This is a genomic window from Buchnera sp. (in: enterobacteria) (assembly GCF_056343165.1).
Genome location: NZ_JBWHTS010000001.1, coordinates 86635 through 99469 on the forward strand (window position 1 = coordinate 86635; position 12835 = coordinate 99469).

Genomic DNA, 12835 nt, shown 5'->3' on the forward strand with positions numbered 1-12835 from the left:
TAAATAAAATTTAAATTTTTATAATATTAAATCATAATAACATTTTTAAGAATTTTTTAAAACTAAATTTAAAATATTTTATTTAAAATTATTTTGATTTTTTTTAATATTTTTCTTTATATTATATATTTTAAATTTAATGTTTTCTATTTTTTTAATAGGTGGATTGAAAAAAATATTTTTATCCCATTTTAAATCTTCTTGAGGTAATTCAAATAAAAATCTACTGGGTAACATATCTAATGTTTGTCCGTATTGTATACGTTTACAACAATAAGTAAAAAATAATTGTTTTTTTGCTCGAGTTATTCCTACATAAGTTAATCTTCTTTCTTCTTCTATATTATTTTCATTAATGCTTCTTTGGTTAGGTAGTATTCCTTCGCACATGCCAACTATGAACACAGAAGAAAATTCTAGTCCCTTAGAACCATGTAAAGTCATTAATTGTACTCGATTTTGTTTTTCTTCTTTTATATCAGTCTCTGGAATATCACGAATTGTCATTCGTGTGACAACTTGAGATAGAGTCATTGGTGGTTCAAAATTATTTCCTTGAATCATATTTTTAAACCATTTAGATAAAGTATAAATATTATTTAAGCTATTTTTAATTTTATTGGGTTCTTTTAGGTTTTTATTTAGCCATTCTTCATATTGAATATTACAAATAATATGTTTTAAAATATTATGTGATTGTAAAGAAGATAATTCAGAAAATTTTTTTATCGTGGAGACAAATTTTTTTATTCTATTGATAGTTTTTTCTTTTAAAAAATTTTTCAACTCTACATCATTGCTTGCTTGAAAGAGACTTTTATTTTTTTCGACGGCCCATTTCTCTAATTTATTTAATGTTATTTTTCCTATTTGACGAGAAGGGACATTAATAATCCTTATAAATGCATGATTATCATCTAGATTAACAATCAAACGAAGATAACTCAATAAGTCTTTAATTTCAGGACGAGAAAAAAATGATGATTTTTCAGAAATATTATATGGTACGTTTTCTTTTATTAAAGCTTTTTCGAGAATTCGAGATTGATAATTACCACGGTATAAAATAGCGTAATCTTGATATTTTGTTTTTTTTTTAGCATTTTGAGAAATAATTTTTTTAACTATTTTTTCAGCTTCATTTTCTTCATTTTTTCCTATTAAAACTTTTATATAATTTCCGTATTTAAGTTTAGAAAATAAATTTTTTTCTAAAAAATGTACATTATTAGCAATAAGAGTATTGGCAGCTTTTAATATTCTTCCTGAAGATCTATAATTGTGTTCCATTTTTATAATTTTCAAGCTAGGAAAGTCTTTTTTTAATAAAAAAATATTTTGAGGATTTGCTCCTCTCCATGAGTAAATAGATTGATCATTATCACCAACTAATGTAAAATTAGAATCAATATTAGTAAGAATTTTAATAAACTCATACTGACTATTATTTGTATCTTGATATTCATCTACCAATAAGTAAGATATTTTTTTTTGCCAACGCATTTTAATTGTTTTGTTATTTTTTAACAACAATGTGGGTATACAAATTAAATCATCAAAATCCAATATATTAAATTGATAAAGATAATTATTATATTCTTCATAAACATATGCAAAATATTTTTCTTCCTTAGATTGTGCTGACGCTCGAACCTTTGAAGGAGCAAGAAAATTGTTTTTCCAATAAGAAATCATAAAATTTAATTTTTTTAATAACTGAATATTATTTTTAATTTCTTTTTTGCATATTTTTTTAAACAAAATCATCTGATCTTTTTCATCTAACAGAGTGAAATGATTATTAAATTCTAATTCATCTATTTCCTTCTTAATAATTTCTAATCCCAATGAATGAAAAGTAGAAATATTTATTTTTTTTATTTTTAAAATATTTAAATATTTCGATAATCGAATTCTCATTTCATAAGCAGCTTTATTCGTAAAAGTTACTGCTGCGATATTTTCTGGTTTATATTTGCATTGATTAATTAAATAAATAATTTTATTAATAATTACCTTAGTTTTTCCAGAACCAGCCCCTGCTAATATTAGACAGGGACCATTAGTAAATTCAACAGCATGTTTTTGTGCAGTATTTAGAGGCATAGAATATGAATATTTAATTGATGAGTTATATTTTCGAATTTATAAAAGTAAGAACAATATGTGTTTTATTTTTTATTTTGCAACTGTAATAGTTTTCATTTTTTTCATATACCTTCTTAGTTTGCGTCCAACAATTTCTACTGGATGACTCTCTATTTTTTGATTTATTTTATATAATTCAATATTATCTATTGATTTATCAGGTAATGAACAACCAAGATCGTTTTTTTGAAGACTTAGTATGAATTTTTTTAGAATAGGATATGCAGATTCAGAAAAAAGATAACTGCCATATTCGGCAGTGTCTGAAATGACTTTGTTCATTTCATACAGTTTTTTTCTTGCAATAGTATTAGCAATTAATGGCAACTCATGTAATGATTCATAATAAGCTGATTCTTCTATAATACCTGTTTGAATCATTTTTTCAAAAGCCAGCTCAATACCAGATTTTAATATTGCAACCATTAACGTTCCATGATCGTAATATTCTTGTTCTGGTATTTTACCATCATACAAAGGAGCCTTTTCAAAAGATGTATTTTTTGTATTAAATCGCCAATTCAATAGTTTTTTATCATTATTTTCCCAGTCCTTCATCATTTCATTAGAAAATTTCCCTGAAATAATATCATCCATATGTTTTTGAAATAACGGTGATAATATTTCTTTAATTTCTTCACAAATTTTATAAGCTCTTATTTTTGATGTATTAGATAATCGATCCATCATTAAAGTAATTCCGCCATGCTTCAGTGATTCTGTAATAGTTTCCCATCCATATTGTATTAATTTCGCCGCATATGCTGGATTATATTGCTCTGTAATTAATTTTTCATAACATAATAAGGAAGCAGTTTGAAGCATTCCACACAAAATTGTTTGTTCACCCATTAAATCTGATTTAACTTCAGCTACAAATGACGATTCTAGAACGCCTGCACGATGTCCTCCAATAGAAAAAGCCCACGCTTTTGCAATTTCTAATCCGATTTTATTTATATCGTTTTCATGATGAACTGCAATTAATGTAGGTACTCCAAATCCTCTTTTATATTCTTCTCGAACTTCTGTTCCAGGACATTTTGGAGCAACCATGATAACAGTAATGTCTTCTCTTATTTTTTCTCCAAATTCTACAATATTAAAACCATGTGAATAGCCTAAACAAGAATTTTTTTTCATTAATTTCTTGAGATCTTTTAAAACATTATGATGTTGTTTATCAGGAGTTAAATTAATTACTAAATCAGCATCTGGTATTAATGATTCATAATCATCTACTTTAAAATTATTTTGAACGGCATTTATCCAGGATTGATTTTTTTTTAAAATACTATTTTTTTTTAGCGCATACGAAATTTTTAATCCTGCGTCTCGCATATTCAACCCTTGATTTAAACCTTGAGCACCACAGCCAACAATAACTATATTTTTATTTTTTAAAATATCATTTTTTTTGATAAATTCATTTTTTTTCATAAAACGACATTTATTTAGTTGATTAATTTTTTGTGTAAAACTTAATGTGTTAAAATAATTCATAATCAAATCCTTGTATTTTTAAAAATTTTTTAATTTCATGCTATTATCTAAATGTTAGATATTTTTTTATAGTCTCTAACCGCTCCTTTATCAGCGCTGGTACAAAAGAAAGCATATGTTTTTAAAGCAGAAGAAATATATCTTTTACGATTATTGGGTTTATAAGCCAACGGTCCTTTTAATTCTTCGTTCAAAATACGATTAGATAATTCTTTTTCTGTGATGTCTAAGTGAATAATTCTTTGAGGAATATTAATATTAATGATATCACCATTTTTTACTAAAGCAATTATGCCTTTATTTGCAGCTTCAGGTGAAATATGTCCAATAGATATTCCAGATGTACCTCCTGAAAATCTACCATCAGTAATTAATGCGCATTTTTTATCTAAATTCATCGATTTTAAATATGTAGTTGGATATAACATTTCTTGCATGCCTGGTCCTCCTTTAGGACCTTCATAACGAATAACAACAATATCACCTGGAATTATTTTTTTATTTAAAATAGCCTTGACTGCTTCTTCTTGACTTTCATATACTTTAGCAATTCCAGAAAAAATATAGTTTTTTTGATCTATTCCAGCAGTTTTTATTATACAACCATTCTTTGCTAAATTTCCATATAAAACAGCTAATCCTCCATCCTTACTATAGGCGTATCGACAAGAACGGATACAACCTTCTTTACGATCGTAATCTAATGTTTCCCATCTAAAATTTTGAGAATATGCTTTTTTTGTGCGAATTCCGCCAGGTCCTGCTCTAAACATATCAATTATATCTGAATTTTTTGTTAATAAAATGTCATATTGATTTAATGTTTCTTCTAAATTTAGCTGTAATATATTTCTTGTATTTTTATGTAGTAAGTTAGAACGATTTAATTCAGATAAAATGCTCATGACACCACCTGCACGATGAACATCTTCTACATGATATACTGAAGTACTTGGTGAAACTTTACAAATATGAGGTGTTTTTTTAGATAGTTTGTTAATATGAGACATTTTAAAATCAACTTTAGCTTCTTGAGCGGCTGCTAATAAATGCAGAATAGTATTTGTTGAACCTCCCATTGCAATATCTAATATCATTGCATTTTCAAATGATTCTTTATTAGCAATATTCCTTGGTAAAATCTTTTCATTATTTTTTTCATAGAATTCTTTGGTTATCTGAACTATAGTTTGAGCTGATTTTATAAATAAATTTTTACGTTCAATATGAGTTGCTAATAATGTGCCATTACCCGGTAAAGATAAACCCATTGCTTCTGTTAAACAATTCATGGAATTAGCTGTAAACATGCCTGAACAAGAACCACAGGTAGGGCAAGCTGAAAGTTCAATGTTTTTCAGAAAATCATTTGATGTATTTGATTGACCGCCATAAATAATCGCATCAACTAAATCAATTTTTATTGTTTTTTTGTTTCTTTTGATTTTTCCTGCTTCCATAGGGCCACCAGAGACAAAGACTGATGGTATATTTAAACGTAATGAGGCCATGAGCATTCCTGGAGTTATTTTATCACAATTAGAAATGCAAATCATCGCATCAGCACAATGTGCGTTAATTACATATTCAATAGAATCCGAAATCAATTCACGCGATGGTAAAGAATATAACATTCCAGAATGACCCATGGCTATTCCATCATCTATTGCTATAGTGTTAAATTCTTTTGCAACACCCCCTGAATTTTGAATTTCTTTTGAAATAATCTTACCAACTTCACGTAAGTGAATATGCCCAGGAACAAATTCAGAAAAAGAGTTAACTACTGCAATGATAGGTTTTTTAAAATCTTCATCTGTCATGCCTGTAGCTCGCCATAATGACCTTGCTCCAGACATATTTTTACCTTGAGTAGTTGTGAGAGAACGATATTTAGGCATTTTAGATGACTCCAAAAATAAAAATTTTTAAAAGAATTATTTAAGATAAATTATTTTGTTATAACGAAAAATTTTTATTGGAAATGTATATTTTGTTAGAAAGTTTTCAAGAAAAAAGCAAGAATTGTATTTTTATACAGTAGTCGAAATTATATTAATATATTTTTTATGTTGATTTTTTAAAAAAATTATTAAAAATTTTTGAATTGGTAATTTTGGCAGGGGTGGAAGGACTTGAACCTACAACTTTCGGTTTTGGAGACCGATGCTCTACCAAATTGAACTACACCCCTAATACTAAACATTATTATATAGTATAATCTTAATAGAAAGAAAAGTCTAGCATTGTATTTTTTATATTTTAAAAAATTGGGTTTTATTAATTTTCTAAAGTTTTATGAAAATGATAGAATATATTTCCTGGCATGTTATTTGAAGGTAATGTTATTTGAAGGTGAAAATTTATTATGAAAACTCCTATTTATTTAGATTATGCGGCCACTACACCTGTTGAATTTGAAGTTGCAAAAAAAATGATGAATTATTTAACAATTGATGGAATTTTTGGGAATTCAGCATCACGTTCTCATAAATTTGGTTGGAATGCAGAAGAGGTAGTTGATATTGCACGTAATCAAATATCTGAATTAATCGGATCTGATTCTCGGGAAATTGTTTTTACTTCTGGTGCTACTGAATCTAATAATTTAGCAATAAAAGGTATAGCTTCTTTTTATCAAAAAAAAGGTAAGCATATTATTACTAGTAAAACAGAACATAAATCTGTTTTAGACACTTGCAGATACTTGGAAAGTAAAGGTTTTATTTTAACTTATCTTACTCCTAAAAATAACGGTATTATTGATTTAAATGATTTAAAAAAAAATATAAAAAAAGACACTATACTTGTTTCCATCATGCATGTAAATAATGAAATTGGAATCATACAAGATATTAATAGTATATCAAAAATTTGTCGAAATAATGGTGTTTTTTTTCATGTAGATGCCACTCAAAGCGTAGGTAAAATACCTATTAATTTAAAAAAATTATCTATAGATTTAATGTCTTTTTCTGCCCATAAAGTTTATGGTCCCAAAGGTATTGGGGGGCTTTATGTTCGTCGTAAACCGCGTATTCGATTATCAGCTTTAATACATGGTGGTGGTCATGAGAGAGGTATGCGTTCAGGAACACTTCCTGTTCATCAAATTGTAGGAATGGGTGAAGCATTTTCTTTAGCTAAAAGAAAAATAAATGAAGATTTTGTACATTTAACAAAACTAAGAAATTCTCTTTGGAATGGTATTAAAAATATTGAAGAGGTCTATTTAAATAGTGATTTACAACAAGGGGTACCTCATATATTAAATGTTAGTTTTAATTATGTTGAGGGTGAATCATTAATTATGGCTCTTAAAGATTTAGCTATTTCTTCTGGTTCTGCTTGTACTTCTGCTAGTTTAGAGCCTTCTTATGTTTTAAAATCTTTAGGAATAAAAGATGAATTAGCTCATAGTTCTATTCGTTTTTCAATTGGAAGATTTACTACAGAAGAAGAAATTATACACACAATAAAATTAATTCATCAATCTATTAATAAATTACGTGAACTCTCTCCTTTATGGGAGATGTTTAAATCAGGAGTTGATTTAAATAGTATAGAATGGGATCATAGTTAATAATATAGATTATTAGAAAGGAATTTAAAATGGCTTATAGTAAAAAAGTAATGGATCATTATGAAAATCCACGAAACGTTGGATCTTTTTCTAGTTCTGATATTAATGTAGGAAGTGGATTAGTAGGTGCCCCTGCTTGTGGTGATGTAATGAAACTACAAATTAAAGTTAACGAAAAAGGTATCATTGAAGACGCATGTTTTAAAACATATGGTTGCGGTTCTGCGATAGCATCTAGTTCATTAGTCACTGAATGGGTTAAAGGTAAATCTATAAAAGAAGCAGAATCAATAAAAAATACTAAAATAGTAGAAGAATTAGAACTTCCTCCAGTGAAGATTCATTGCTCTATTTTAGCAGAAGATGCCATTAGAGCAGCTATTGCTGATTATAAAAGTAAAAAAATTTAGATTAATTAGATGATTATCTAGTGTTGAAAGAATATTTTCTTTCAACATTCTATTTTTAGAGTACGTTTCATATTTATTAATTGTTAAATAGGCACTTTATGAATTATTTTAAACTGTTTGATTTACCAGAAAATTTTCAAATTAATGAACAGTTGCTTTCTAAAAATTTTTATAAATTACAATTACAATTTCATCCTGATTTGTTTATAAATCAATCTGAATCTAAAAAAAAAATCATTTTAGAAAAATCAATAAAAATTAATAAAGGTTATAAAACCTTAAAAAATTTTTTGAGCAGAGCAATATATTTTCTGCATTTAAATGGTTTTAAAATAAAAAAAGAAACTCTTTTATTGAAAAATAATAATTTTTTAATAAAATATTTTTCTTTATATGAGGAATTAGATGATTTAAAAAAAAATAACTTTGAATTAAAAAAACTAGATATTTTTAAAAAAAAAATAGAAGAAAAAATTATGGATTGTCAAAATAAAATTAAAATAAATTTTAAAAATGAAAAATATGAAAAAGTTATTCAAATAATTGCGAAGTTACTTTTTTTCAAAAAAATAGAAGATAATTTAATAAAAGAACATGATGTATATTTAAGTCAGATAAATTAGGATAATTTTAGATGATTTTTTTAGAACAAAAATATAAAAAAAAATTGTTACTAGGTATTGATCTTGGTACTACTTATTCATTAGCTGCTACAGTCAGACAAGAAAATGTAATTTTATTATCAGATAAAAAAAAACGTTATTTATTGCCATCAGTTGTTCAATATAAAAAAGATAAAATATTAGTAGGCTGGGAAGCTTTAAACAATATTGCTAAAGATCCATCTAATACAATTAGTTCTGTAAAACGTTTATTAGGTCGTTCTCTTAATTTTATTAAAAATAAATTTCCTGTTCTCCCATATTTCATAGGGAAAAATTCAAACCAAGGAATTTTTTTTCACACAGATGCTGGTTGTATTACTCCGATTGATGTTGCTAGCGATATATTAAAACATTTGAAAAAAAGAGCTATTTTTTTATTCAATCAAGAAATAGACGGAAGTATTATTACAGTTCCAGCATATTTTAATGATATTCAGAAAAAAGAAACTAAAAAAGCAGCTATTTTAGCTAAAATTAATTTAATAAGACTATTAAATGAACCCACATCAGCAGCTATAGCATATAGTTTGCAAATACAAAAAAAAGGCATTATCGTTATATATGATCTGGGTGGAGGTACATTTGATGTTTCTATATTAAATTTAAATAATAAGGGAATATTTGAAGTTTTAGCCACTAGTGGAGATTCTAACTTAGGTGGTGATGATTTTGATGATGCTCTAGCGAATTATATCTATAAAAAATCGAATATATTAAATACATGTAATGAATTTCTTCAAACATATTTGCTCCACATTGCAAAGTCAACAAAAATAAAATTAACAAGACATAAAAAAGTTAAAGTTCATTTTTTAAATTGGGAAGGTTATATTACTCTTGATGAATTTAATTTGATTATTATTGATTTTGTTAAAAAAACTTTATTTATTTGTGCTCATCTTCTTAAAGAAATTAATTTGTCAATTGATGAAATCGAAGAAGTAATAATGGTAGGAGGTTCTACTCGTGTTCCATTAGTTTATGCCGAAGTTTCAAAATTTTTTAAAAGAACTCCATTGAATTCTATTAATCCTGATCAAGTTGTAGCAATGGGTGCAGCTATGCATCTTAATATGCTAGTTAATAACAATAATGCTAAAAATAAAATAATATTATTAGATGTAATACCATTATCATTAGGTATTGAAGTTATGGGTGGTTTTGTTGAAAAAATTATTTTTCGAAATACACCCCTCCCTATTTCAAAAACCAAAGAATTTACAACATATAAAGACAATCAGACATCAATTTTGATACATATTGTACAAGGAGAAAGAGAATTAGTAAAAGATTGCATTTCATTATCTAGTTTTGTTTTAAGAGGTATTAAACCACAAAAAGCCGGATTAGTTAGAATTTTAGTGACATTTCAAGTTGATACAGATGGATTAATTGATGTTAAAATTTTAGAAAAATATAGTAATAAAGAAAAAAAAATCACAATTGATAATAATATCATATTAAAAAATATCAATATTCCTGAAATACTAGAAGATTCTTTAAAATATTCTAAGGATGATTATTATTTTAGAATAAAGGAAGAAAAAAAAATTGAATCTATCCGTATTTTAGATATTTTAAATACATCTTTGAAAAAATATAAAAAACTAATTACTAAACAAGAATTAAGAAAAATAAAATATATACAAAAAAAATTAGAAAAATCTATTGAAGACGATGATTTTTTTTCGATGAAAAATAATTTAAAAAAATTAGACGAAGCAAGTAAAAATTTTTTTTCATTACAGCTTAAATCTGCTATTAATTCCTCTTCGATTAAAAATATTTTAAAAGAGAATATATAATGCCTAAAGTTTTATTTTTACCTCATAAAATTATGTTACCACAGGGTGGTGAATTTAAAGCAGTAGAAGGAGAAACAATATTAACTGTTGCACTACGAAATAAAATTCAATTGGAGCACGCATGTGAACAATCATGTGCTTGTAGCACTTGTCATTGTATTATTAGAAAAGGATTTTTTTCTCTTTCAGGATGGTCTGAAAAAGAAGAAGACATTTTAGATAAAGCTTGGGGTCTCGAATCTGAAAGTCGTTTGAGTTGCCAAGCTATTATAGGAAAATTTGATATTGAAGTAGAAATCCCTTTGTATCACGTAAATTATACTACGGAATATTAATCTTTATTTTTTACATAAGGATTTGTATTATCTTTAAAATCTATTTGAATAGGGGTGCCTTTTATTTTTAGAATTTTATGAAAGAAATTCTTTAAATATCGTTTATAAGGTGAAGGTAGATGTTTGACTTGATTACCGTGTACAATGATTTTAGGTGGATTAGAACTTCCCAGATGTGCGTATTTTAATTTTATTCGACGTCCTTTTATGATCGGGGGTTGATGTTTTTTAACTGCTACATGCATAGTTTTTGTAAGTGTTGATGTGCTAATCTTTTTTTTAGATGTTTCATGAGATTCATTAATGGATTTAAATAATTGAAATATTCCTTTTTTATATAATGCTGATACAAAATGTATTCTTGAAAAATTAATAAATTTTAATTTATCTTTAGTTATGTCTTTAATTTTTTTTAGTTCTGTTTTATCTAATAAATCACATTTATTCACAACTATAACGATTCCTTTTCCAGCATTAACAATAAATTCAGATAATGATAAGTCTTGATGACATACTTGAATATTTGCATCTATTATTAGTAGTATAATATTGGCTTTTTCAATAGTTTGTAATGTTTTAATTATTGAAAATTTTTCAAAAGAATTAATATTTTTATTTTTTTTAGATGTTCCTGCAGTATCGATTAATATGTAATTTTTATGATTATATTGAATATTCGTGGATATACTATCTAATGTTGTACCGGGAATATCAGATGTAATCATTCTTTTTTCTTTTAAAATTCCATTTATTAAAGTCGATTTACCAACATTAGGTCGGCCAATAAAAGCTACTTTTATTGCTAATTTTTCATAATCGGTATTTTCATCTAATTTATTTATTGTTTCTTTAAATTTTATATTTATCCAGGGGATTAAGTGTTTAGTGATTAGAGTATTAATTCCTCGATTATGACTAGCGGAAATTTTTTGTATTTTTTCAAATCCTAAAGAATAAAATTCATTTATTTTGTCAGTTTCATTAATACCATCGATTTTATTAATGATCAAAATAGTTTTTTTTTGATATGTTCTTATTTTTTTAGAAATTTCATACTCTTGCGGTATCAATCCATCGCGGGCATCTACTAGAAACAAAATTAAGTGTGATTCTTTTATAGCTATTAATGTTTGTTTATATGCTTTTTTTTCTATTTCATTTGATTGCATATCTAGACCTGCTGTATCAATTAAAATAATTTTTTGGTTTAATTGTAATTCACAGTATCCATATTGTCTATCTCTAGTAATTCCTGGATAATTATCTACTAATGCATTTCTAGTTTTTGTTAAAACATTAAATAAAGTAGATTTTCCTACGTTGGTACGTCCGATCAATACAATGATAGGTATCATTTTAAATACACGCTCTTATTTTAATAGATATTTTATTATTTTTTTATATTTTGCATCTATTTTATTTATTAAGTTTATTTTATTCTTTTGATTCATTAATTTTCATTTTAATAATTTCTTTAGATGCATTAGAATCTTCAGTTAAAAAGCTTTTTTCCCAATGTTTTCTTGCTTCTTTTTTATTGTTTTTATTAAAAAAAATATCGCCTTTTATATTTTCAATTATATTATCCCAATTATTATTTTGAATGGTTTTAAGAATATCTAAAGCTTCTTGGTTTTTATTTTTTTGTATTTTTATTTTTGCCATATTTAACTTTAAAATGTTTTTTAAATTTTCTTCTTGCGTGTACTTTAAACTATTTTTTAATTGAATAAACGCTTTATCAAGATTGTTTTGTAATACGTATTTTTTTGCTAAAGATAAAGCAGTTAGGGTTCCATAAATACTATCATTTTGAATGATAAAATTTTCTACTTCATTTAAATTTTTGGGTTTTTTACTATTTATTTTTTTTACAATTTCTTCGTATTTTAATAGTTCTAAATTTTTCTCATGAATAATAAAAGGGTATTTCCAATAAAACAAAAAAAAACTTATAAAAAGAAAAAATAAAATAAAAAAAATAATATTTTTTTTCGATATATTAAACATTTTTGTCTCTTATTAATTTTGAATAATTTGTTTTAAATGAAATAATTACATTTAAAAATCAATTTTTTCTAATAAACAATTTTTAATTGTTGAATGCAATAAGAATTATATAATAATAAATATTTATTTTATTTTAGTCAAAAAAATAACATATAAAAAAAGTTATTAGCATGAAAATCACCGATTATACACAGTTAATTAACAGAATAAGTTCTTTTATAATCAATGCTTCAGACTACTTATCCACAGATTTTATCTTTTCTAATAATAATAATAATAATTAATTAATTTTTTTATCTTTTGAATTTAGATCTTTAAATGTTTTTTTATCTTTTGAATTTAGATCTTTAAATGTTTTTTTATCTTTTGAATTTAG

10 protein-coding genes and 1 tRNA gene are annotated in these 12835 nt (G+C 25.3%); 5 read left to right on the forward strand and 6 right to left on the reverse strand.

The features are described 5' to 3' along the window. Positions 1 to 78 precede the first annotated feature (78 nt). From rep to ACTP5B_RS00555, 4 genes are all read right to left on the reverse strand, one after another. A complete protein-coding gene (gene rep / locus ACTP5B_RS00540) occupies positions 79 to 2106 on the reverse strand; it encodes a DNA helicase Rep (protein WP_464829070.1) in 2028 nt (675 codons plus the stop codon). Between the two features lie 72 nt (positions 2107 to 2178). Continuing rightward, entirely contained in the window at positions 2179 to 3651 is a 1473-nt protein-coding gene (gene ilvC, locus ACTP5B_RS00545) for a ketol-acid reductoisomerase (RefSeq protein ID WP_464829071.1), read from the reverse strand. A 47-nt stretch (positions 3652 to 3698) separates the two neighbouring features. Then, a complete protein-coding gene (gene ilvD, locus ACTP5B_RS00550) occupies positions 3699 to 5552 on the reverse strand; it encodes a dihydroxy-acid dehydratase (protein ID WP_464829073.1) in 1854 nt (617 codons plus the stop codon). Between the two features lie 216 nt (positions 5553 to 5768). Then, a tRNA-Trp gene (locus tag ACTP5B_RS00555) sits at positions 5769 to 5845 on the reverse strand. A gap of 174 nt (positions 5846 to 6019) precedes the next feature. Between ACTP5B_RS00555 and ACTP5B_RS00560 the strand changes: the two genes are divergently transcribed. The 5 genes from ACTP5B_RS00560 (at position 6020) to fdx (ending at position 10449) form a co-directional block, all read left to right on the forward strand. Beyond that, entirely contained in the window at positions 6020 to 7234 is a 1215-nt protein-coding gene (locus ACTP5B_RS00560; RefSeq protein WP_464829074.1) for an IscS subfamily cysteine desulfurase, read from the forward strand. A gap of 29 nt (positions 7235 to 7263) precedes the next feature. Beyond that, positions 7264 to 7644, forward strand: a complete 381-nt coding sequence (gene iscU, locus ACTP5B_RS00565; protein WP_464829076.1) for a Fe-S cluster assembly scaffold IscU — start codon at positions 7264 to 7266, stop codon at positions 7642 to 7644. A gap of 98 nt (positions 7645 to 7742) precedes the next feature. Next, the gene (gene hscB / locus ACTP5B_RS00570; RefSeq protein ID WP_464829078.1) at positions 7743 to 8267 is read left to right on the forward strand and encodes a Fe-S protein assembly co-chaperone HscB; all 525 of its coding nucleotides are present in this window, start codon (positions 7743 to 7745) and stop codon (positions 8265 to 8267) included. Between the two features lie 11 nt (positions 8268 to 8278). Then, entirely contained in the window at positions 8279 to 10114 is a 1836-nt protein-coding gene (hscA, locus tag ACTP5B_RS00575) for a Fe-S protein assembly chaperone HscA (RefSeq protein WP_464829080.1), read from the forward strand. Beyond that, positions 10114 to 10449: an ISC system 2Fe-2S type ferredoxin gene (gene fdx, locus ACTP5B_RS00580; RefSeq protein ID WP_464829082.1), complete on the forward strand. Its 336-nt coding sequence runs from the start codon at positions 10114 to 10116 to the stop codon at positions 10447 to 10449. The genes hscA and fdx overlap by 1 nt, the downstream gene beginning before the upstream one ends. On the opposite strand, the gene der is transcribed toward fdx, so the two are convergent. Together der and ACTP5B_RS00590 are read right to left on the reverse strand one after the other, a co-directional pair. After that, positions 10446 to 11804, reverse strand: a complete 1359-nt coding sequence (der, locus tag ACTP5B_RS00585) for a ribosome biogenesis GTPase Der (RefSeq protein ID WP_464829083.1) — start codon at positions 11802 to 11804, stop codon at positions 10446 to 10448. The genes fdx and der overlap by 4 nt on opposite strands. A 79-nt stretch (positions 11805 to 11883) precedes the next feature. After that, positions 11884 to 12459, reverse strand: coding sequence for a YfgM family protein (locus ACTP5B_RS00590; protein ID WP_464829085.1), 576 nt, complete (start codon positions 12457 to 12459; stop codon positions 11884 to 11886). Between the last annotated feature and the right edge of the window lie 376 nt (positions 12460 to 12835).